The following is a 22,384-nucleotide window of genomic DNA, read 5'->3' as shown; positions in this document are numbered from 1 at the left end:
CGCCCTTAAAGTGACTCGTCAGTAACGAACTTTCGCGCCCCGGCGAACGAAGGAGTTCCCCATGCCCGAAGCAGTCATCGTCTCCGCCGCGCGGTCCCCGATCGGGCGCGCCGGCAAGGGATCGCTGAAGGACATCCGTCCGGACGACCTGACCGCCCAGATCATCAAGGCCGCCCTGGACAAGGTCCCCGAGCTCAACCCCGCCGAGATCGACGACCTGATGCTGGGCTGCGGTCTGCCCGGCGGCGAGCAGGGCTTCAACATGGCCCGCGTGGTCGCCGTTCAGCTCGGCTACGACCAGCTGCCCGGCACCACCATCACCCGCTACTGCTCGTCGAGCCTGCAGACCACCCGGATGGCGCTGCACGCCATCAAGGCCGGTGAGGGCGACGTGTTCATCAGCGCCGGTGTCGAAGCGGTGTCGCGCTTCGCCAAGGGCTCCTCCGACTCGCTGCCGGACACCCACAACCCGCTGTTCGCCGACGCCGAGGCCCGCACCCAGCAGACCGCCGAGCAGGGCGCGGAGAACTGGACCGACCCGCGCGAGCTCGACCTCGTGCCGGACGTCTACATCCCGATGGGCCAGACCGCGGAGAACCTCGCGCGCCTCAAGGGCGTCACCCGCGACGAGATGGACGAGTTCGGCGTCCGCTCGCAGAACCTCGCCGAGAAGGCCATCGCCAACGGCTTCTGGTCCCGCGAGATCACCCCGGTCACCACCCCGGACGGCACCGTCGTCTCCGCCGACGACGGCCCGCGCGCGGGCGTGACCAAGGAGGGCGTGGCCGGTCTCAAGCCCGTGTTCCGCCCCGACGGCCGGATCACCGCCGCCAACTGCTGCCCGCTCAACGACGGCGCCGCGGCGCTGGTCATCATGAGCGACACCAAGGCCAAGGAGCTCGGGCTGACCCCGCTGGCTCGCGTCGTGTCGACCGGCGTGTCCGGCCTGTCGCCGGAGATCATGGGCCTGGGCCCGGTGGAGGCGTCGAAGCAGGCCCTCAAGCGCGCGGGCATGGGCATCGACGACATCGACCTGGTGGAGATCAACGAGGCGTTCGCCGCGCAGGTCATCCCGTCCTACAAGGACCTGGGCATCCCGCTGGAGAAGCTGAACGTCAACGGTGGCGCGATCGCCGTCGGCCACCCCTTCGGCATGACCGGTGCCCGCATCACCACGACGCTCATCAACTCCCTCCAGTTCCACGACAAGCAGTTCGGCCTGGAGACGATGTGCGTCGGCGGCGGCCAGGGCATGGCCATGGTCCTCGAACGCCTCAGCTGACTTACCTCAGGTTCCGCACTCGTCTTGCTTGGCGGTGCGGGTGGCGGAAACCCCCGAACGGGAAAGCACTGAGGCCCTCCTGCTCCGGGCACGCCGACTCATGTATGCCCAATACACCACGTCGACACGTCCTCACAGGAGGACCACCTCAGAACCCGCGGCGGTGCCAGGTGAGTCCCCACCTGAAACAGCGGCTACCGCCGCAACCAATTAGCCACTTACGAAAATGGCCGCCACCCCGAGGGGTGGCGGCCATTTTCGGGTCTTGCGGGCTCCGCGTCAGTCGCTGCTGGAGAAGTAGGACAGCAGGCGGAGCATCTCGAGGTACAGCCAGACCAGGGTGGTCATCAGGCCGAAGGCGATGTACCAGGCGAACTTGGCGTCCACACCGCCGCGGATCGCCTTGTCGGCGGCGTCGAAGTCCAGCAGGAAGCTGAACGCCGCGATGCCGATGCACAGCAGGCTGAAGCCGATGCCCAGCGGGCCCGCCTCGCGCAGGCCCAGACCGCCCTGCATGAAGAAGCCGGCGACCAGGTTGACCAGCATCAGGACCGCCGCACCCGCGATGGCACCGATGATCCACTTGGTCAGCTTCGGCGTCACCCGGATCGCGCCGGTCTTGTAGACGACCAGCATCGCGGCGAAGACACCGAGGGTCCCGATGATCGCCTGCGTGATGATGCCCGGGTTGAACATCGACGCGAACAGGTAGCTGATGCCGCCGAGGAAGACGCCTTCCAGCGCCGAGTAGGCGACGACCAGAGCCGGCCGGACCTTCTTGGTGAAGATGATGACCAGCGAGATCACCAGGGCGACCAGCGCCGCGGGCAGCGCCAGAACGACCGCGGGCGGACCGGCCAGGAAGGTCAGCGTCGCGGTGATCACCGCCAGCACGAGGGTGATCGCGGTCTTGGTGACCACGTCGTCGATCGTCATCGGTCGCGCGGCCTGCGGGGGAGCAGCCGGCGCCTGGCCATAGGACGACTGCTGGCCCTGGCCGTAGTTGAAGTTCGCGTAGCCACCGGCCATTTCCGGCAGCTTGCGGAACGCGGGGTTGCTCGTTGTGCGCAACTCATCCTCCTGGGCGTTCTTGCGCCGTCTCCAGATCCAACGACCGGTGGTCCCGATCGGTTCCCGGTTCGGTAAAACCGGACTTTACCGGACGCGAAAGGCCGGTGGACACAAGATCCACCGGCCTTTGCTCACACGTTGCCTAACGCCGCTTCTTGGCTCTGGACGCCTGCTTGCCAGGGCGGTTCTTCGGCTGGCTCTTCTTCCCGCCGGGTTTGCCACCGGGTCGCTGGCCGGGGGCGGGCTTGGCCGGCTTGGCCTCGGTCGCGGTGGCCGTGGCCGACTCGCCCTCCGAGGCGGTCTCGGCCTTGTCGTCGCGGACCGGCTTCTGCCCCGGCTTGGGACGAGGCGTGGCCTTCTTCGCCTCGATCTCCTTCTGCCGCTCGCGCTCCTGCTCGGCGTCGATCTTCTTGGTCAGGAAGTGCTGCTGGCCCAGCGTCCAGACGTTGTTGGCCAGCCAGTACAGCAGGACGGCGATCGGCAGGAACCAGCCGGAGACGATCGCACCGATCGGCGCGATGTACATCATGAACTTGGCCATCATCGCCGACTGCGGGTTGGCCATCGAGGCGTCCGTCTGCTTCTTCACCGACAGCCGCATGGTGAAGTAGGTGGCGACCGAGGCGATCAGCATCAGCGGGATGCCGACGATCATCATCGAGGTCCGGTCGGTGCCGAACAGCGCCAGTTCCGACGCGGGCTGGGTGATCCAGTTCGACAGCTTCGCACCGAAGATGTCGGCCTGGATGAACGAGTCGACGCCCGCCTTGTCGAAGATGAAGTTGCTCTGCGCGCCCGGGTGGAAGTTCCGCAGCACGTGGAACAGGCTCAGGAAGACCGGGATCTGCAGCAGGGCGGGCAGGCAGCCGCCGAGCGGGTTGACCCCGTGCTCGGACTGCAGCTTCTGCATCTCCTGCGCCATGCGCTGGCGGTCGTTCTTGTACTTCTCGCGCAGCTTCTGGATGTGCGGCGCGAACTTGGCCATCTTGCGGCCCGCGCGCATCTGGCTCAGCGCAGGCTTGATGAGGACCACGCGCAGCGTGAAGACCAGGAAGAACACGGCCAGGGCCCAGGCGAAGCCGTTGTCCGGGCCGAGCACGGTGCCGAAGACCTTGTGCCAGAACCACAAGATCGCCGATACCGGGTAGAGGATGAAGGAGAAGAAACTTTCCACTCAGCTACTCCTGGTCATGGGCCGCTGGGGGCGAGCGCCCGACGTCGTTTCCATCCGGCGCAACCCGGGCCGTGCGTGCGCGGCAGAACCCGCCTGAAACGCAGGTCCGGCCAGTTCAAGGGTGCCATGCCCGGACACCGGACGGCTGTGGCCCCCTGGCAGTCCACCGCGACCGAGTCCGATCACGGAACGTTTTCCCTGGTCACGCTGTCAGGTGACCGGACCCGGCGCAGACCGGGCCCGGTTCGACCCAGCGTCACCGCCGCAGTGCTCGCGCGATGATCCGACCGGCGAACAGGTAGATCAGCGCGGCCAGTCCGTAGTTGAGCACCAGACCGATCGTCGCGTCACCCGGGGTGAACACGTCACCGAGGCCGAGCACGAAGAACTTCGCGGTGCCGTAGGTGAAGGCGACGAAGTCGTTGCCCTGGTTCGCGCCGGTCACCGAGAAGATGATGTGCAGCACGAACACCAGCGCGATCAGGGCGCTGAGCACCTGGACCGTGCGGCCGATGGCGTCCGCGCTGGGCCCGCGGAACCCGTCGCGGTCCCGCCGGTCGTAATCGCGGTCGCGGTCCCGCTCGCGGCGGTCGTAGTCGCGATCGCGGCGGTCGTAGTCGTCGCGGTACCGGTCCCGCTCGGGCTCGCGGTAGTCGTACCGGTCGTCGCGGTAGTCGTAGGGGTCGGCGTACGGATCGTCCCGATAGCCGTCGACGCGCTGGTCGACGCGAGTCTCCGGGTACGGGTTGTTCGCCGGCGGCTGGTAGCCGGGCATCCCGCCCGGCGGCGGCTGCTGGGGTGGCATCGGCTGCTGAGGCGGCATGGGCTGCCCGCCCATCGGCGGCTGCCCCGGCGGACCGGGCTGGTATCCCGGGGGCATCTGCTGCGGAGCCGGTCCGGGCGGCATCTGCCCCGGCGGGCCCTGCTGCGGCCTCGGCTGACCGCCCGGCGGTGGTCCCGGCGGCGGGCCGGGAGGCGGTCCGGGCTGCTGATGGCCGCCTTGCGGCGGCCCCGGCTGCTGCGGTCCCTGCTGCCCCGGTCCCGGCCGTCCGGCCCGGGGGTCTCGCTCGTAGGCCATGAGGGCGCATTGTCGCTGCTGACCCGGCCGGGGCGAAACCCCCGCGGGGTAATCGCCACCCCACCGCGTCCTGATCGAGCGTCGAGCGCAGCTCGGTGTTCACCGAACCGAAACCGGAACGGCATCCCCCCAGCACGAAAAGTCCTCACCAACAAGCCGAACCGCGAAGATCACCCGAACGAGTTGTCCGAAATGCGCGGATGAAGGAGGTAAGAGAGGGAATGACCCGTTAGATTGGAAAAGTGCCCCCGGTCGGGTTCGAACCGACACTCTGACGATTTTAAGTCGTCTGCCTCTGCCAATTGGGCTACGGGGGCCAGCCTTGAGACCGGCACGTGTGCCGGTTCGCCACTACGACGCGGCGAGACCGCCTAAGGTTCCCGCGCGCGGGCAGATTCCACACCCTCGTGATCTGGTCACCAGCTGCCCCATTCACCCACCGCCGCCGACTTCGCCAGCTCGTCGAACCGCGAGCGCACCCAGTCGTGCACCGCGCCCGAGACGTCCTTGCTGTCGGCGCGCTGCTCGAACCAACGCCAGTCGCAGTTGACGTTGACCTCCAGGAACACCCACTCGTCACCCACCCGCAGCAGGTCGAAGCCGGCCACGTCCAGCCGCCAGCGCTCGCACAGGCGCAGCAGCCGTTCGACCAGGCCACCGGGCACGTCCACGGGCTCCACCACGACCGATTCCGGGTCGACCCACAGCTGAGCCGGGTCGAGCTTGTGCACCCGGAAGCCGATCGCGCGCTCCCCCACCACGAACACCCGCAGCTCCTCGTCCGCGTCGAGGTACTGCTGGACGAGCACAGGGGCCGGCTCGCGCGACTCGCCACCGGTGCGGCGGATGTCCAACGGCTGCGGGAAGAGCCCGCGCAGCGCGCCGGGTTCGGGTTCGAGCATGTGGTGACCTGCGGTCTTGACGATGCACTGCGCGCCACCGGGGCGGCTGCGTCCGGGCATAGTGGTCACGGAGGTGCGCGGCACGCGCAAGCCGACCGACGCCGCGCCCTGAAGCTGCGTCAGCCGGTCGAGCACTCCACCGGACGGCCCCGTGTTCACCTGGTCCCAATCGTCCCTCGTGGTCAGCCAGTTGCCGACCGCGTGCCACTGCTCACGAACATAAGCCCCGTAGACCGTTGCGGGATCAACGGGTACGGCGGTCATGTCGAAGTGTCGCCGCCAGATGAGTACCGGGCGCAAGAGCCAGCGGTGGAATTCGATCAGAGGAGTATCAGCGTGCACCGTCAGTGGTAGGTCCAGGCAGCGGTCCGCGTCGATGCGCACCATGCGGACGTCGTGCTCGGCCAGCGCGAGGGAGAGCTCGTTCATCTCCATGTCGGTGGCGCGGGAGAGCACGAGCACGCAGGGCACCGGGTCGCCGGGCTCCTCCTCGACGAGACCGGCCTGGTACATGCGTTCCTGGAAGTCCAGCGGAATGCCGGGCGCGCGGACGAAGTAGTCCTGTCCTTGCAGCAGCACCGGCGTCGGGCGGAGCTCAGGCTCGGCCCGTTCCTTCTGGTCAGCGGGCCGGTCCTCGGCCGCGCTCATGATCAGTCGTCCTTCTTCCGGAACACCTTCGACGCTTCGGCGTAATCCGCTTCGAAATCCGCGATCGGGCCGTCCTGAGCGTCCCCGCTGCGCAGGATCGCTGCCAGCTCTTTCAGCGTCAAGGGATTCACCCCTTCCCCCGCGTGACGCACCCTTTCAGGTGAAGACCCGACGCGGGTCTTCGTTTTCCCGCTACTGATTGTCAAGGATACCGGGGACCTTGTCCACCGCTTGGACGAGGATCTTGGAAACAGGAAGGCCGCGCGTCATCGTCGACGCGCGGCCTGAGTGTCGTTCGGCTCGGTGAGGTCAGCTCGCAGCGGCCCGCTCGAAGGCAGCCCGCGGGTTCTCGATCTGGCCCATCGACACGGCTTCCCGCTTGAACAGGAAGGCCAGCGTCCAGTCGATGACGATCCGCATCTTCCGGTTGAACGTGGGCATCCGGCTCACGTGGTAGCTGCGGTGCATGAACCAGGCGACGAAGCCCTTGGCCTTGAAGCCGTAGACGTCCGCGACACCCTTGTACAGACCCAGCCCGGCGACCGAGCCGGCGTACGCGTGCCGGTACTCCTTGGTCGCCTTGCCCCGCAGGGAGGCCAGCACGTTCTTGGCGAGCTGGTCGGCCTGGCGGACCGCGTGCTGCGCGGACGGGGCGCAGGTCGCGGCCGGGTCCTCGTCGGTCTTGGACAGGTCCGGCACCGCGGCGACGTCACCGGCGGCCCAGACCCCGGGCAGACCCTCGACCTGCATGTGCGCCGAAGCCTTGACCCGGCCGCGCTCATCCAGCGGCAGATCGCTGTTCTTGACCACGGGGTTGGCCTTCACACCCGCGTTCCACACCAACGTGTCGGTGTCGAACTCCGTGCCGTCGGACAGGACCGCGTGACCGCCCTCGACCGACTTCAGGAAGGTGTTCAGGTAGACCTTGATGCCGCGCTCTTCGAGGGCCTTGACGACGTAGACGCCCATCTTCTCGCTGACCTCGGGCATCACCCGGCCAGCGGCTTCGACGAGCACCCAGGACATGTCGTCCGGCTTCACGTTGGGGTAGTCACGGCTCGCGTAGCGGGCCATGTCCTCCAGCTCGGCCAGCGCCTCGACGCCCGCGAACCCGCCACCGACGAAGGTGAAGGTGAGCAGCCGCTTGCGCAGCTCCTCGTCGTCGGTGTTGGCCGCGGCGTCCATCTTGGCCATCACGTGGTTGCGCAGGTACGTCGCTTCGCCCACGGTCTTGAGCCCGATGCCTTCCTCGGCGAGGCCGGGGATCGGCAGCAGCCGGGAGACCGAGCCCAGCGCCACGACGAGCACGTCGTAGGCGAGCGTCTCGGTCCCGCTCTGCGGGTTCTCGATCGTGACGAGCTTGTCGTCGTGTTTGATCTCGGTGACAGATGCGGTGATCACATGGCACCGCTTCAACACTCGTCGCAGTGGCGCTACCACGTGGCGGGGTTCAACCGAGCCCGCGGCCGCTTCCGGTAGGAAGGGCTGGTAGGTCATGTGCGGCTGAGGATCGACGACCGTCACGGATGCCTCACGACGCCCCAGCTTCTTCTGCAGCTGAAGTGCCGTGTACATGCCGACGTAACCGCCGCCGAGGATGAGAATCCGCGTGGGATCGGATTTACCAGCCATGACTTTATCGTCGCACCACATACCGTGACCGCGCTGCAGCTACCCCCCTTAATGTGACGCCAGTCGCGAGTGGCATCGATCACGATCAACGCGCGGTAGGCGACCATACGCGCTGCGTACGCGCTCTGTAACGAACAAGCGCGGAGGGCGACATCGACCAGACGTCGCCTCTGATGTCAGGGGGCCTGGTTCCGCTCACCCTACCGAATCTTCGGCGAGAGCCGCCAAGCCCGCACCATTTCTTGATCAAGTTGACCTCGACCTGCGTCGACACGTCAAAAAGCGGCAACACCCCGGAAATCCTGCGTGTCGATCAGGCGTCCCTGGCGATCCGTTCCAGCCGGTCGCGGTGATCCCGCCACTGCTGCTGGTCGTCGGTGGTCATGTTGTCGTTGCCCGGTCCGCGGCCGACGGCCCCGTCGATGAGTTCGCGGACGATGTCGAGGTGGCCCGCGTGCCTGCCGGTCTCCTGGATCATGTGCACGAGGATCCGGTGCAGCGTGACGCCGCCGCTCGGCCACCAGGGCACCGATCCCCGCGCGTCGAGGTCCAGGGCGTCGATCGTGCTGTCCGCGTGCGCGCAGGCGCGGCGGTAGAGGTCGAGCACCCAGGCGCTCGACTCGTCCGGGGCGGCCCACAGATCGGCGTTGAACTCGGCGCCCGGCTCCATCCACGGCGTCGGGATGCCCGACGGGCGCCGAAAGACGTCCCCGAAGTAGCCCAGCTCCATCGTCGCCAGGTGCTTGACCACGCCCAGGACGTTGGTGCCGGTCGGCGTCATCGGCCGCCGCAGGTCGTACTCGGAGAGCTCCTCCACCTTCCACAGCACGGCTTCCCGGCCTTCTCGGACGTAGTGCTGCAGAGCGGCTTTCGCATCAGATCCGGTCACAACGCCAGAATCCCACCCGTTACCGACATCGCACGCCGTTCTCACACCTCGCGAACGGCGAGGTCTCATGGGCGGAAGGAATGTTCGGTGAACTGGCCGCAGGCGTGGAAACCCAGGCGTCGGTACACCGGTTCGCCGTCCGCCGACGCCTGCAGCACGGCGACGCGATGACCTCGCTCCCGGGCCGCGTGCAGCGTCGCGAGCGTGATCGCTCCGCCATGGCTGCGGCGGCGGTGAGCTGCCAGCGTGCAGATGTTGTAGATCCCCGCGACGCCCGCGTGGAGGAAGACCTCGGCCGAGCAGATCGGGCGCCCTCGCACGTAGCCCACCAGGTAGCGCGCGGGGCAGTCGTCGCCCAGCACCTGCGGCGCGGCCTGGGCGAAGAACCGGCGCACCGCGTCCGCTTGCGGCGTCCAGTTCGCGGCGAGGACGGCCGCGTAGTCGGCGAGCTGCTCCCGAGTGGTCACCAGCTGGATGTCGAGTTCGCCCACCGCCTGCACCGGGTGGTTGGGCAGCTCCGCCCACATCGCCGTTTCCCGTTCGGCTGCCACCACACCCGCGGCCGACAGCCGGTCGCTGAGGTCTCCGGGTTCAGAAGCGGGACCCACCCACCAGGAGAACGGTCTGCCGGACGCAGCGCGGAACCGCACGGTCTCGTCGATCCGCGCGGTGGCGTTGTCGCTGGTGAAGCGTGCTGCGGCAACGATGTTGAAGGTGTCGTCAGCGAGACCGCTGTCCGCGATTAGCACGTCCGCGCCGTCGACCACCACCGCGCCTGACATGGATCGGTGCGCATGAGCCGCGTGCTCGGCGAGATTGCTCTCCATCCTGACGAGAAGCTCGGCATCGTCCGAGGCCGCGGGGTCCAACGGTGTCACGGTGACCGATTGCAGCACACCGGTTCAACCTGTTTTTCGCCCTCAACGCCTCACCCCGCGGTGCCAGGGTCCCGCCGGTAGGTGGCCGGGGAGGTGCCGACGACCTGGGTGAAGGCACGGGTCAGGTGGGCCTGATCGCTGAAGCCGAGCTCAGCGGCGAGCTCGGACCAGTCGACCGGTTCGCCGGAGTGGGCGGCCGCGGTGGCGTCGAGGATGCGGGATCGCTGGATGACCCACTTGGGGCCGACGCCGACGTAGTCGGCGAACAGGCGCTGGAGGCTGCGCAAGCTGAGCCCGGCGTGCTGGGCGAGCTGTTCGGCCCGCACGATGTCGGACCGCCGTTGGACCTCGTTGACCAGATCGGTCGCTTCGCGGCCGGTGGGATCGGGCTCGGGTTCGCAGGCCAGCAGGTAGGTGTCGAGCACCGGGACGATCTCGGCGGTTTCGCTGGTGGCCAGGATCCGCTCGGCCGCACCGCGGTCGTCGTGGCCGAGGACGTCCTCAGCGGTTCGGACGGTTCCCGAGATGGCCCCGACGCTGCTCTTCAGCAGCGCCCGGAACCCGCCGGGGTGGAAGGCCGCGCCGAGCACGTGACCGACTCCGGTCAAGGTCCGGAAGAACGGTTCGCGGGAGACCCCGTGGACGAAGAGCCTGCCGTCCTCCGCCGCGACGTGGACTCGCGGCTGCGGCACCACCTGCTGCCGGTGCTCACCGGTGACGTTCCAGCGGACGAGCCAGTAGTAGTCGACGAACTCGGCCAGCGCGGGATCCGGTTCGAGGCGTTCCACCTCGAACGCCCGCTCCCCCGCCTTCGGGCGCACGATCGCCTCGGGCCTCCCGGCTTTCGACATGGGCTCAGCGTAGGCCGTCGCGTTTGTTCAAGACCGGCAGAACGACGCGGCCTAGCGTCGTGCGCATGACCTACCAGCACAAAGCCGCAGCCCGCTTCAACGTCACCGCGTGGTCGGAACACCTCGTCGTCGACATCGACGGCGAAGGCACCGAGTCCGGCGACGCCTACTACCCGAACCGCGGCATCACCCGCGCCGAGGTCCAGTACACCTACGCCGGGGAGATCGAGGGCACGGGCACCCTGACGTACCTGATCGCCTACAAGGCCGATGCGGCGCCGATCCTCTGCTTCGAGCGCTTCGAAGGCTCAATCGCAGGTCACGAAGGCACCTGCGTCTTCCAGCACACGGGCAGCCAGGACAAGAGCTCGGTCTCGGCCCACCTCGAGGTCGTCCCGGGCATGGGCACCGGCGGCCTCGAAACCCTCCGAGGCGAAGCCGACGTCTCCATCGCAGGCCACTCCGACGACGGCTACGAGCTGGCCCTCACCTACTCGCTGGAGTGAGGTCGGAGTCGAGCGGTTCCTCCTTGAACCTCGCACCGAAGCCGCTCGAACTCCCGCACGAACCGAACCGCGGTCCGTCACGTCGTAGCGCGACCGGAGGTCGAGCCGGAACCTCACCTCACGCCACCAGCTCCTGCGCGCGTTGGAAGACTTCCCGGAGCATGGCCGGCGTGAGCCTTCCGGTGAAGGTGTTCTGCTGGCTGACGTGGTAGCAGCCGAGGAGGTGGAGCGGGGGTCCTCCGTCGGTCGCGGGCAGTTCGGCGTGGGCGAGGTGGCCGAACTTGGGCCTGGGGCGGGGGACCTGCCAGACGGCGTCGGCGAGGACCGGCAGGAGGGATTGCCAGCCGAAGCCACCGAGGACCACGACGACTCGGAGGGTCGGGCGCAGCAGGTCCAGCTCGCGGACCAGCCAGGGGCGGCAGGTGTCGCGTTCGGCCGGGGTGGGTTTGTTGGCCGGTGGGGCGCAGTGGACCGGGGCCGTGATGCGGGTGTTGTGCAAGGTCAGCCCGTCGTCCTGGGAGACCGACTCCGGTTGGGAGGCCAGGCCGACGTCGTGGAGCGCCTGGAAGAGGACGTCGCCGGAGCGGTCTCCGGTGAACATCCGGCCGGTGCGGTTGCCGCCGTGGGCCGCCGGGGCGAGGCCGACGATCGCGATCTCCGCGTCGGGCGGGCCGAAACCGGGAACCGGGCGGCCCCAGTAGTCCTCGTCGCGGAACGCGGCGCGCTTGACCCTGGCGACCTCCTCGCGCCATTCGACCAGGCGCGGGCAGGCCGTGCAGCGGCTGACCAGTTCGTCCAGTTCCGCCAGATCTCCCGCGCCCGGGGCCGCGTCGGCGGGTTCTCCGGACGGGTCGGTGATCAACTCCGAGGGCTTCTCCACCCCGCAAAACTGACAGATAACGCCTCTCGTGGCACGTAATGTGGGCGGCATGGCAGACGAGAAGGCCGACGAGGCGACGCAGCAGGACACCACCCCCGCCGAGCCGGTGGACGATCTGGTCAGCACGCATCACGCGATCACCGTGGACGGCACCGAGCTGTCCTACACCGCGACCACGGGACGCGTCGTGCTGCGCGACGAGGTCTACTCCGACGGGAAGTTCGACGGGCACAAGGCCAAGGCCGAGGTCTTCCTGACCTCCTACGTCCTCGACGCCGCACCGGACAGCAACCGCCCGGTGACCTTCGCGTTCAACGGCGGCCCGGGTTCGGCGAGCGTGTGGCTGCACCTCGGCGTGCTGGGCCCGCGCCGGGTCCTGTCCGGCGATGCCGGGGACCTCGCCCCGCCGCCCTACGGGCTCGGCGACAACCCCGAGACGCTGCTCAAGCACAGCGACCTGGTGTTCATCGACCCCGTCTCCACGGGCTACTCGCGTGCGATCGAGGGCGGAAAGCCCGGTGACTTCCACGGTTTCCAGGGCGACGTCGAGTCGATCGCCGAGGTCATCCGGCTGTGGACGACCCGCAACAGCCGGTGGATGTCGCCGAAGTACCTCGCTGGCGAGTCCTACGGGACGCTGCGCGCGGCGGCGCTGGCCGACCACCTCCAGTCGCGGCACGGGCTGTACCCGAACGGGCTGCTGCTGATCTCGTCCGTGCTGGACATGGGCACGATCCGGTTCACCGAGGGCAACGACCTGCCGTACTCGCTGTACCTGCCGACCTACGCGGCCATCGCCCACCACCACGGCAAGCACGGCGACCGGCCGCTGCGCGAGGTCCTCGACGAGGCCGAGAAGTTCGCCGCCGGGGACTACGCGTGGGCGCTGGCGCGAGGCGCTCGGCTGACCGCCGAGGAGCGGGCCGACGTGGTGCGCAAGGTCGCCGAGCTGTCGGGGCTGTCCGAGGACTACGTGGACCGCGTCAACATGCGCATCGAGCACATCCGGTTCTTCACCGAGCTGCTGCGCGACGAGCGCAAGACCGTCGGCCGGATGGACGGGCGGTTCACCGGCTGGGAGCCCGACGCCGCGGTGGAGCGCTTCACCGACGACCCGAGCATCTCCGGCATCCGCGGCGCCTACTCGGCGGTCATCAACCACTACCTGCGCGAAGAGCTCGACTACCGCAGCGACCTGCCCTACGAGACCCTGACCGGCCGGGTGCAGCCCTGGTCGTACAAGGAGTTCGAGGGCGCGGCGGTGTCCGTCGTGGACCGGCTCGGGGCGGCGATGCAGGCCAACCCGCACCTGCGGGTGCACGTGGGCTGCGGCTACACCGACGGCGCGACGCCGTACTTCGCCGCCGAGCACGTCCTGGCGCGGCTGCCGATCCCGGAGGAGCTGCGGGAGAACATCGACGTCCGCTACTACCCGGCGGGCCACATGATGTACGTCCACGAGCCGTCCCGGATCCAGCAGTCCGAAGACCTGGCGACCTTCATCACCCGCTCCTAGCAGGAATCCCCCGGCCGGGCGCGTCTTCGCAGCTCAGGAGCGCGCTCGGCTCGGGGGATTCGAATTTCGCGCGAAATTCGAACGCCGCGTTCCGCCGTCGAATTTCGCGCGAAATTCGAATCCCCTGCCCCGGAACCGCGCGGTCCTCGAAATTTCGGTGCGCCACGGCGGTCGCTTGCGATTGACACCGCGCGGCGGTGGGCGACACTGAGCACGTGGTCAAGACGCTGCACCCGCAGAACTACCAGGACGTCTACTACGTGGGCGACTACTACCGCCAGGGCAACGCCGTCCTGATGGATCTCACCGACGTCCCTGGTTCCGAAGCGACTCAGCTCGTCGACTTCGCGGCCGGCCTGGTCGTGGCCCGCGGCGGAGACATGCAGCGCGTCGCCCCGAAGGTCTTCCTCCTCAGCCACCCCGAGCCGCCCGGACAGCGCTGACCCCGCGCAGCACGCGAAAGGGCGCCCCCACCCGAGTTCGGTGAGGGCGCCCGATTCGCGTGCGGCATCAGACCACGACGTGCGGGAGTTCCTCCGCGAAGTGGCAGGCCGAGGGGTGCGTGCCCGTGCGGACTTCCAGCTCCGGGGCCTTCTCGGCGCAGATGTCCTGGGCCTTCCAGCAGCGGGTCCGGAAGCGGCAGCCCGACGGCGGGTTGGCCGGGCTGGGGACGTCGCCGGTGAGGCGGATGACCTCGCGCTTGCCGCGCAGGGTCGGGTCCGGGACCGGAACGGCCGACAGCAGGGCCTGGGTGTACGGGTGCTGCGGGTGCTCGTAGATGTCGTCCTCGGTGCCGACCTCGGCGATCTTGCCGAGGTACATCACCGCGACCCGGTCCGACAGGTGCCGGACCACGCCCAGGTCGTGGGCGATGAACACGTACGAGAGCCCGAACTCGTCCTGCAGATCGCCCAGCAGGTTCATCACCTGCGCCTGGATCGACACGTCCAGCGCGGACACCGGCTCGTCGCAGACGATCACCTTCGGCTTGAGCGCCAGCGCGCGGGCGATGCCGATGCGCTGCCGCTGACCGCCGGAGAACTGGTGCGGGTAGCGGTGGATGTGCTCGGGGTTGAGGCCCACGACGTCCAGCAGCTCCTGCACCTTGCGCCGCCGCTCGCCCTTCGGCGCCACCTCGGGGTGGATCTCGAAGGGCTCGCCGACGATGTCGCCGACGGTGCGCCGCGGGTTCAGCGAGGTGTAGGGGTCCTGCAGCACGATCTGCATGTCCCGGCGCAGCTTGCGCAGTTCCGAGCCGCGCATCTTGAAGATGTCGCGCCCCTCGAACAGCGCGGTGCCGCCGGTGGGGTTCTCCAGCCGCATCAGCACCTGCGCCAGCGTCGACTTGCCGCAACCGGATTCACCGACGATGCCGAGGGTTTCACCGCGCTGCAGGTCGAAGGACACGCCGTCGACCGCCCGCACGTGCCCGACGGTGCGGCGCGGGATGCCCGCGCGCACCGGGAAGTGCTTGACCAGGTTCTGCACCTGGAGGATCGGCTCAGCCACGGCTCATCATCTCCTCCGCGAAGTGGCAGGCGCTGACGCGGCCCAACCCGAGGTTGTGGTCGGTCGGCACCTCCGTGCGGCACTTGTCCTGGGCCCGCGAGCAGCGCGGGTGGAAGGGGCACCCCGGCGGCACCGCCATCAGGTTCGGCGGCAGGCCCTTGATCGTCTCCAGCTCCTGGCCCTTGAGGTCCAGGCGCGGGATCGACCGCATCAGGCCATCGGTGTAGGGGTGGCCCGGGGCCTTGTACAGCGAGTACGCGTCAGCGGCCTCGACGATGCGGCCCGCGTACATCACCACGATCCGGTCCGCGACCTCGGCGACCACGCCCAGGTCGTGGGTGATGAGGATCAGGCCCATGCCGCGGTCCCGGCGCAGCTCGTCGAGCAGGTCCATGATCTGGGCCTGCACGGTGACGTCCAGCGCCGTGGTGGGTTCGTCGGCGATGAGCAGGTCCGGGTCCAGCGCCAGCGACATCGCGATCATCGCGCGCTGCCGCATGCCGCCGGAGAACTGGTGCGGGAACTCCTTCACGCGCTGCTTGGCGTTCGGGATCTTGACCTGGTCCAGCAGCTCCACGGCGCGGTTCGTGGCGTCCTTGCGGGACATGCCGCGCCGCGTCCGGAGCTGCTCGGCGATCTGGAACCCGACCGTGTAGACCGGGTTCAGCGCCGACAGCGCGTCCTGGAAGATCATCGCCATCGCGTCGCCGCGCAGCTCTCGCCTGCGCTCCTCGGTGGCGGTCAGCAGGTCCTCACCGCGGTAGCGGATGGCACCTCCGGTGATCGCCCCCGGCGGGATGTCCAGGATGCCCATCACGGTCTGCGCCGTGACGCTCTTGCCGGAACCGGATTCGCCCAGCACGGCGAGGGTTTCGCCGGCGTCGACGTGGTAGTTCACACCGTTGAGGACTTTCGCGACGCCGTCCCGGGTGCGGAACTCCACGTGCAGGTCCTCGACCTCCAGCAGACGTTCCGCCGAGGTCTCGTGTTCGTGTGCGGACACAGCGGTTTCTCCTACTTCTGCTTCGGGTCGAGCGCGTCGCGGACGGCGTCACCGAGCATCACGAACGCGAGGACCGTGAGCACCAGGAAACCGGCCGGGAAGAACAGCAGGTGCGGCGCCGACTGGATGTAGTTGCGGGAGTCGGAGATCATCACGCCCCACGACACGACCGGCTCGCGCAGGCCGATGCCCAGGAACGACAGCGTCGCCTCGGCACCGATGAACCCGCCGAGCGCGATGGTCGCGTAGACCATCACCGGCGCCAGGGTGTTGGGCAGCACGTGCCGCATGATGATCCTGGTCGGGCTCGCGCCCAGCGCGCGGGCCGCCTTGACGTAGTCCTGCTGCTTGGCCGCGATCGCCGCCGAGCGCATGATGCGCATCGAGATCGGCCAGGACAGCACCGCGATCGTCACCACGACCTGGGTGATGATCCGGGCGCCGCTGGGGATCTTGATGTCGGCGTTGAACGTGGTCAGGATGACGATCGCGCCGAGCACGAACGGCAGGCCCATGAAGATCTCGGAGAACCGCGAGATCAGCGTGTCCACGATGCCGCCGAAGTACCCGGCGATGATGCCGATCAGGCCGCCGAGCAGCACCGTCAGCAGCGTCGCCGCCAAACCCACCAGGATCGACGCGCGAGCGCCGATGATCGTCCTGGCGTAGAGGTCGCGGCCGAGGTTGTCGTAGCCGAACCACGCGTCCCCCGACGGGGTGTCGCGCGCCTTGGTCAGGTCCTGGAAGTTCGGGTCCGCGTGCGTGAACAGCTGCGGGAACGCGGCGATGATCAGCAGCACGACGATGATCGCCGAGGCGATCAGGAACAGCGGACGCCGGCGCAGATCGCGCCACGCGTCGCTCCAGAGACCGCGAGGCTTCTCGTTCTTGGCCTGCTCGTTCTGGTTGTCCGCTCGTGGTGCCTCGGCCGCGGGAGTGGTGGTCGCGGCGAGGCCGGTGGTGGGGCGTGGGTCAGTCATATCGGATCCTCGGGTCGAGCACCGCGTAGAGAATGTCCACCAGCAGGTTCATCAGCAGGTAGACCAGCACCAGGACGGTGACGATCCCGGTCACCGTGGTGCCTTCCTGCATCGTGATCGCCTTGTAGACCAGTCCGCCGATGCCGCGGACGTTGAACACGCCTTCGGTGACGATCGCGCCACCCATCAGCGCGCCCAGGTCGGTGCCCAGGAACGTGACCACGGGGATCATGGAGTTGCGCAGCATGTGCACTCCGACGACGCGGCGGGGCGCGAGGCCCTTGGCGACGGCGGTGCGCACGAAGTCCGCGTGCTTGTTCTCCATCATGCTCGTCCGCGTCAGCCGCGAAACGTAGGCCATGGACAGGGATCCGAGGACGAACCCGGGAACGAGGAGTTCGCCGATCGAGGGATCGGAGGAGACCGTGGTCTTGATCAGGCCCAGCTCGGCGCCGAGCACGATCTGCAGCACGAAACCGGTGACGAACACCGGCAGCGCGATCAGGAACAGGGTCGACACCAGCACCAGGTTGTCCAGGAAACCGCGCCCGCGCAGGCCGGTCAGGACACCGGCGAGCAGACCGATGACGCCCTCGATGATCAGGGCGACGATGGCGAGCCGGACGGTGACCGGGTAGGCCTGTTCGAGCAGCGAGGAGATCGCGGTCCCGGAGTAGGTCTCCCCGAAATCACCCGTCAGCAGGTTCCCCAGGTACTTGAAGTACTGGACGATCAGCGGATCGTCCAGGTTGTACTTCTCGTTCATCTCCGCGATGTAGGCCGGAGGGCAGCCGCGGTCGCCGCACTTGCCCGCGAACGGGTCGCCGGGAATCGCCCACACCAGCAGGTAGATGATAAAAGTCGTCCCGATGAAAACCGGGATCAGTTGCAGCAATCGCCGCAACACGTAGCGACCCATCCGGGCCTCCTCCATCAACAGCAGCGCAGGGCCCGGCCCACCGGGTTTCGATGGGCCGGGCCCGCACTCGGTTTTACGGGTTCAGGCGCACCGTGCTCAAGTCGAGCTCGCGGTAGGCCTTGACCTCACCTTCGGCGACTCGCTCCGAGAAGCCGTACTGCACCGGCTGGGTCCACAGCGGGATGACCGGCAGGTCCTCGCCGAGCAGCTTCTCCGCGTCGGCGTAGGCGGCGGTGGCGGCTTCCGCGGTGGGAGCTGCGTTCGCCTTGTCCAGCGCGGCGTCGAACGCCGGGTTGGAGTACTTGTAGTCGTTCGAGGACGCGTCCGTGCGGTACAGCTGCGTCAGGAACGTCTCGATGTTCGGGTAATCGGCCTTCCAACCGGTCCGGAACAGACCGTCGAACTGGAACGCGTTGGCCTTCTGGCGGAACTCGCCGAAGGTCGGCACCGGCACGAACTGGGTCTGGATGCCCAGGTTCTGCTGGATGCTCGCGGCCACGGCCTGGACCCACTCGTCGTGACCACCGTCGGCGTTGGTCTCCAGGGTCAAGGTGCCCTGGAAGCCGCCGGCCTGGGCCAGGTACTGCTTGGCCTTCTCCGGGTTGAACTCGCACGCCTCGCCGCACTGGCCGGGGCGGTAGCCGTCGGCCGCCGCGGTGGCGAAGCCGTCCGCCGGGTCACGACCGCCCGAGAACACCTGCTGGGTGATGGTCTTGCGGTCGATCGACATCGAGATCGCCTTGCGGACCAGCGGGTTCTTGAACTTCTCGTCGTAGGTCGGAATGCCCAGGTTCTGGGTGAGCAGACCCGGCTTCTGCTTCGCGCGCTCGCCGAGTTCCTGCTTCCACTTGTCGCCGACCAGCGCGGAGACCGGAACGGCGCGCAGGAAGTCCAGGTTGCCCGAGACCAGGTCCTGGTAGGCGGTGTCCAGGTTGTCGTAGACCTTGAACTTGGCGCCCTTGATCGTCGGCTTGTCGGTGCCCGCGTACTTGTCGTAGGCGGCCAGGTTCAGCTCGACGTTCGGCTGGCGGTCCTGGAACTTGAACGGACCGTTGCCGATCGGGTGCTGCTCGAATCCCTTGGGATCGGCGAAGAACGCGTCGGGCAGCGGCATGTAAGCGGAGTAGCCCAGCACGACCGGGAAGATCGTGAACGGCGCCTTCAGCTTCACCGTGAACGTCGTGTCGTCGACGACCTTGAGACCGGACATCTCCTTGGTCGGCGGCGTCGGGGCCTGTGCCGGGCCCTCGTCACCGTCCGGGTCCTCGGACTGCAGCTGGTCGTAGCCGTCGATCTGCTCGAAGAAGCTCGCGCCCTGGAAACCGTTGGGGCCGTAGGCCGAGTAGTTCCAGGCGTCGACGAAGTTCTTCGCCTTGACCGGCGTGCCGTCGTGGAAGGTCCAGCCCGGCTTGAGCTTGATCGTGAAGTTCTGGTTGTCCGTGGTCTGGATCGACTCGGCGACCGCGTTCTCGACCTTGAGGTCGCTGGCTCGGTAGCTCACCAGACCCGTGAACATCGAGTTCACGATGAATCCACCGTTTTCCTCGGTGGTGTTAGCCGGGACAAGAGGGTTCTCCGGCTCGCCCCAGTCAAGGGTGACGATGCCGTCCTCTCCCGAGCCGCTGCCGCCACCGCCGCAGCCGGTGGCGAGCAACGCCACCGCCAGCGGGGCCGCGACCATTGCGGCCAAACGTCCCTTTCGCATGTAGGTCCTCCCGCTTCCACGCGCGCCCCAGGTTTGTTTTTTCCGGGGTCATCACGCACGACGGTTCTTCACCGTCGCGTCAGACGTGCGTAAACATAAGTGAGAACCGGGCGGCGGCAATGCAGTGTCACAAAGCCGTCACTTTCTGAATCGATTCATCATTCCCATTCTTTGCAATCGGGACAGGGCGTCCACACCCTGGGAACTAGCTGATGGACAGGGCAATGCCATCAAGAATGTCGTGCTCGCTGGCGGTCATCGAGGAGATGCCGCTGCGCTCCGAAAACTCCTGCGCGAGCACCTTGACCACCAGCGCACCGCCTCCGATCACATCCACACGGCCCGGGTGCATCGATCCGATCTCCGAACGCTCTTCATGCGACATGGAAAGAAGTTGTTCGGCGATTTGTTCGACACGATTCTGGGAAATATGGGAAAGGTGGATCGCTTGCGGATCGTATTCGGGCAAATCCTGCGCGATCGCGGACAGCGTGGTGACGGTTCCGGCGACTCCGACCCAGGTCCGGGCCCCGCTGACGTCGACCCGGGCGAACGCCTCGTCGAGGATCTGACGCGCGACCTTCTCCGCCTCGCCGACCTCCTCGTCGGTCGGCGGGTCGTCGCGCAGGCACCGCTCGGTCAACCGCACGCAGCCGATGTCGGCGGAGTGCGCGGCGGTGATGTCGGCGTTCGCGCCGTCCCAGGTGCCCACCACGACCTCGGTGGAACCGCCACCGACATCGGTCACCACGAAAGGCCCGTCCAGCGGGTCGAGGTCGCCGACGGCGCCGACGAACGACAGCCGCGCCTCCTCGTCACCGGTGATCACCTCGGCGTCGACGCCCAGCGTCTCGCGGACCATGGAGAAGAAGTCCTCGCGGTTCTCGGCGTCGCGGGTCGCCGAAGTCGCCACCATCCGGACCCGTTCGACGCCCTTGCGCGCGGCCATCGCGGCGTAGTCGACCAGCGCCGCGCGGGTGCGCTCGATCGCCTCCGGCGCGAGCCGGCCGGTGGCGTCCACGCCCTGGCCGAGCCGGACGATGCGCATCGTGCGGTAGATGTCGCGCAGATCCTTGCGCCCGTCCTCGTGCACCGTGACGTCCGCGACCAGCAGGCGAATCGAGTTCGTCCCGCAGTCGATCGCCGCAACCCGTGCCATCGCACCCTCCTCGCCCAGCTGCGCACCGGCGTTTCCGGCCGCTCCTCCACGCTATCGGGCCCGCGGCCGGGACGAGGAAAGCGCCGGGCCGCGCGCGTTTCGCGAAGGAAGCGCGCGCGGCCCGGTGCCGGGGTCCGGCGATTACTGCGGTTCGGGGGTGTAGCCGTCGGGGACGGTGCAGGGCTTCGCCGAGCCACCGGCGTCGGTGAAGACCTCGACCTCGGGCTGCGCCAGCATCGGGAGCGATTCGCCAGGCCGCAGGTCGTGGCCCGCAGCCGGTGCGACGAGGGCGAACTCGCCGCGGTCGAGCAGGGTCGTGTCGCAGGTTTCGCCGACCTCGGAGGTCGAGGACGACGGGAACGGCTCCGGCGAACTCGTCGACGGCACCGGCTCCGAGCTCGGCGGGGTGGGAACCGAGCTCTGCGGCAAGGGCTCCGGACTCTGCGGGGCGGGAACCGCGCTCTGCGGCAGGAGCTCCGCGCTCGGCGGAGCGGGCTCCGACGACGGGGGTTGCGAAGGCGCGGTGGTTTCCGGCGCGGGCCTGATCGACGGCTCCTGCGGCACGACCGGATCGACCGGAGCGATCGACAGCTCCTGCGGCACCACCGGTTCGACCGGATCGACCAGCGGCTCCGGCTCGGGCTCGGGCTGCGCGGGAGCCGGGGCGGGCTGCGCCCCAGAGGTTTCCGGGACCGGCTGGAACGCCTGCGGCTGCGGATCCGGGATCGGGGCCACGGGCTCGATCTCCGGGATCGACAGCGGCTCGGGTTCCGGCAGCGCCAGCGCGCTCGGGCTGTCGGTCACCCGCGCACCGGCCAGCACGTCACCGGTCTCCGGAGCGAGCTCGGCCGGGGTCGGCGTGACACCGCGCCGGTAGGCGTCGGCCCAGACCAGAACCGTGCGGACGTAGCTCTCGGAGTGGTTGTAGCGGAACACGGCCGCCGCCAGGGCGCGCGGATCGTTGAGGTCCTCGCCGCCGCTGCAGAGGTAGGTGCCCGACGCGGCCGCCGCGTCGGGCACGTTGTGCGGGTTCTCGACGCCGTCCTGGTTGCCGTCGGCGGCGAACTTCCGCCAGGTCGACGGGATGAACTGCATCGGCCCGACCGCCCGGTCCCACACCCGATCACCGTCGAAGTGCCCGGCGTCGGTGTCCGGGATCGCCGCGACGTTCGGCCCGCCGGACAGCTGGGGACCGAGGATCGCGTGCACCGTCGTGCCGTTGACGTCGATGTCGCCGTTGCGTGCGTGCCCGGACTCGATGCGACCGATCGACGCCAGCACCGACCAGTGCAGCCCGCAGGCCTGGATCTGCTCCACCTCGCGCGCGGCCTGCATGTACGCGGCCAGCACGGGTTCGGGGATGCCGAGCTCACCGGTGGGGAGCTCCGCCCGGGGCGCGGCCTGCGGCACGGCGGCGAGCTGCGCCGGGTCGGCCGCGTCGTTCAGCAGTCGGTGGCTGAGCACCGGAGCCTGCGGCAGGTTCCCGCTCACGCCCAGCTCGCGCAGATCGGACGTCTGCGGTCCTCCCGGTCCGGTGGGCAGGGCCGAGGCGCTCAGCAAGGCCGCGGGTAGGGCCAGGACCGGTGCCATCGCGGTGACCGCCAGCCACTTCCGGGCCCGGCGTCGCGCCAGCACACCCGTTGGGTCGTTCCGCCGGGCCATGCGCTTCCTGCGGTCCCCCACTCGTCAAACCCCCGCGCCTGAATCGAGCACATCCGCCAAACAGCCGAACCCCTGGATACACCACGCCAGGGGCGCTTGCCGAGCGGCTTCACCCGACCGAGCCGCCGGAGAAGCTTGCC

20 protein-coding genes and 1 tRNA gene are annotated in these 22,384 nt (G+C 68.5%); 4 read left to right on the top strand and 17 right to left on the bottom strand.

What is annotated here, in order from left to right; genetic code table 11:
* Positions 1–61: 61 nt before the first annotated feature.
* Entirely contained in the window at positions 62–1,282 is a 1,221-nt protein-coding gene (locus AB0J78_RS14675; protein WP_363789433.1) for an acetyl-CoA C-acetyltransferase, read from the top strand.
* Positions 1,283–1,561: 279 nt separating this feature from the next.
* Here AB0J78_RS14675 and AB0J78_RS14670 read toward each other — a convergent pair whose 3' ends face one another.
* The 9 genes from AB0J78_RS14670 to AB0J78_RS14630 all read right to left on the bottom strand — a co-directional run bounded on the left by AB0J78_RS14670 (position 1,562) and on the right by AB0J78_RS14630 (position 10,405).
* The gene (locus AB0J78_RS14670; RefSeq protein ID WP_363789432.1) at positions 1,562–2,353 is read right to left on the bottom strand and encodes a Bax inhibitor-1/YccA family protein; all 792 of its coding nucleotides are present in this window, start codon (positions 2,351–2,353) and stop codon (positions 1,562–1,564) included.
* Positions 2,354–2,495: 142 nt separating this feature from the next.
* Positions 2,496–3,527, bottom strand: coding sequence for a membrane protein insertase YidC (gene yidC, locus AB0J78_RS14665; protein ID WP_363789431.1), 1,032 nt, complete (start codon positions 3,525–3,527; stop codon positions 2,496–2,498).
* A 256-nt stretch (positions 3,528–3,783) separates the two neighbouring features.
* Positions 3,784–4,605, bottom strand: a complete 822-nt coding sequence (locus AB0J78_RS14660) for a hypothetical protein (protein ID WP_363789430.1) — start codon at positions 4,603–4,605, stop codon at positions 3,784–3,786.
* 243 nt (positions 4,606–4,848) lie between these two features.
* Positions 4,849–4,922, bottom strand: a tRNA-Leu gene (locus AB0J78_RS14655).
* Positions 4,923–5,021: 99 nt separating this feature from the next.
* Positions 5,022–6,155 (bottom strand): hypothetical protein, encoded by a 1,134-nt coding sequence (locus AB0J78_RS14650; RefSeq protein ID WP_363789429.1) that lies wholly within the window; start codon positions 6,153–6,155, stop codon positions 5,022–5,024.
* Positions 6,156–6,464: 309 nt separating this feature from the next.
* Positions 6,465–7,787, bottom strand: coding sequence for an NAD(P)/FAD-dependent oxidoreductase (locus tag AB0J78_RS14645; RefSeq protein WP_363789428.1), 1,323 nt, complete (start codon positions 7,785–7,787; stop codon positions 6,465–6,467).
* Between the two features lie 313 nt (positions 7,788–8,100).
* Positions 8,101–8,676 carry a DinB family protein gene (locus tag AB0J78_RS14640; RefSeq protein ID WP_363789427.1) on the bottom strand — a complete coding sequence of 192 codons (576 nt, stop codon included), beginning with the start codon at positions 8,674–8,676 and terminating at the stop codon, positions 8,101–8,103.
* A 65-nt stretch (positions 8,677–8,741) separates the two neighbouring features.
* Complete coding sequence (locus AB0J78_RS14635; RefSeq protein ID WP_363789426.1) at positions 8,742–9,554, bottom strand: GNAT family N-acetyltransferase; 813 nt, start codon at positions 9,552–9,554, stop codon at positions 8,742–8,744.
* Positions 9,555–9,604: 50 nt separating this feature from the next.
* Positions 9,605–10,405, bottom strand: a complete 801-nt coding sequence (locus tag AB0J78_RS14630) for a helix-turn-helix domain-containing protein (protein WP_363789425.1) — start codon at positions 10,403–10,405, stop codon at positions 9,605–9,607.
* A 65-nt stretch (positions 10,406–10,470) separates the two neighbouring features.
* Here AB0J78_RS14630 and AB0J78_RS14625 point away from each other — a divergent pair, with 65 nt between their 5' ends.
* Complete coding sequence (locus tag AB0J78_RS14625; RefSeq protein WP_363789424.1) at positions 10,471–10,911, top strand: DUF3224 domain-containing protein; 441 nt, start codon at positions 10,471–10,473, stop codon at positions 10,909–10,911.
* 118 nt (positions 10,912–11,029) lie between these two features.
* Here the strand turns inward: AB0J78_RS14625 and AB0J78_RS14620 are convergent, their stop codons facing one another.
* On the bottom strand, positions 11,030–11,770 hold the full coding sequence (locus tag AB0J78_RS14620; RefSeq protein WP_363789743.1) for a uracil-DNA glycosylase: 741 nt from the start codon (positions 11,768–11,770) through the stop codon (positions 11,030–11,032).
* A gap of 70 nt (positions 11,771–11,840) precedes the next feature.
* Here AB0J78_RS14620 and AB0J78_RS14615 point away from each other — a divergent pair, with 70 nt between their 5' ends.
* Both AB0J78_RS14615 and AB0J78_RS14610 read left to right on the top strand, forming a co-directional pair.
* Positions 11,841–13,307 carry a peptidase S10 gene (locus tag AB0J78_RS14615; protein WP_363789423.1) on the top strand — a complete coding sequence of 489 codons (1,467 nt, stop codon included), beginning with the start codon at positions 11,841–11,843 and terminating at the stop codon, positions 13,305–13,307.
* Between the two features lie 197 nt (positions 13,308–13,504).
* A complete protein-coding gene (locus tag AB0J78_RS14610) occupies positions 13,505–13,750 on the top strand; it encodes a cell division protein SepF (RefSeq protein WP_363789422.1) in 246 nt (81 codons plus the stop codon).
* Between the two features lie 67 nt (positions 13,751–13,817).
* Here AB0J78_RS14610 and AB0J78_RS14605 read toward each other — a convergent pair whose 3' ends face one another.
* The 7 genes from AB0J78_RS14605 to AB0J78_RS14575 form a co-directional block, all read right to left on the bottom strand.
* Entirely contained in the window at positions 13,818–14,816 is a 999-nt protein-coding gene (locus AB0J78_RS14605; protein WP_363789421.1) for a dipeptide ABC transporter ATP-binding protein, read from the bottom strand.
* Positions 14,809–15,819, bottom strand: coding sequence for an ABC transporter ATP-binding protein (locus tag AB0J78_RS14600; protein WP_363789420.1), 1,011 nt, complete (start codon positions 15,817–15,819; stop codon positions 14,809–14,811). Before AB0J78_RS14600 ends, AB0J78_RS14605 begins: the two co-directional genes overlap by 8 nt.
* 11 nt (positions 15,820–15,830) lie before the next feature.
* Positions 15,831–16,799 carry an ABC transporter permease gene (locus AB0J78_RS14595; protein ID WP_363789419.1) on the bottom strand — a complete coding sequence of 323 codons (969 nt, stop codon included), beginning with the start codon at positions 16,797–16,799 and terminating at the stop codon, positions 15,831–15,833.
* Positions 16,792–17,718, bottom strand: a complete 927-nt coding sequence (locus AB0J78_RS14590; protein WP_363789418.1) for an ABC transporter permease — start codon at positions 17,716–17,718, stop codon at positions 16,792–16,794. The genes AB0J78_RS14595 and AB0J78_RS14590 overlap by 8 nt, the downstream gene beginning before the upstream one ends.
* A 73-nt stretch (positions 17,719–17,791) precedes the next feature.
* On the bottom strand, positions 17,792–19,423 hold the full coding sequence (locus tag AB0J78_RS14585) for an ABC transporter substrate-binding protein (RefSeq protein ID WP_363789417.1): 1,632 nt from the start codon (positions 19,421–19,423) through the stop codon (positions 17,792–17,794).
* Positions 19,424–19,628: 205 nt separating this feature from the next.
* Positions 19,629–20,582: a Ppx/GppA phosphatase family protein gene (locus AB0J78_RS14580; RefSeq protein ID WP_363789416.1), complete on the bottom strand. Its 954-nt coding sequence runs from the start codon at positions 20,580–20,582 to the stop codon at positions 19,629–19,631.
* Positions 20,583–20,723: 141 nt separating this feature from the next.
* Complete coding sequence (locus tag AB0J78_RS14575) at positions 20,724–22,244, bottom strand: lytic murein transglycosylase (protein ID WP_363789415.1); 1,521 nt, start codon at positions 22,242–22,244, stop codon at positions 20,724–20,726.
* Between the last annotated feature and the right edge of the window lie 140 nt (positions 22,245–22,384).

This window comes from Saccharopolyspora sp. NPDC049426, assembly GCF_040676935.1.
In the GTDB taxonomy this organism is placed as follows: Bacteria; Actinomycetota; Actinomycetes; order Mycobacteriales; family Pseudonocardiaceae; genus Saccharopolyspora.
Note: the sequence above shows the minus strand (reverse complement) of the source record. Positions and strands in the feature narration are given on the sequence as shown.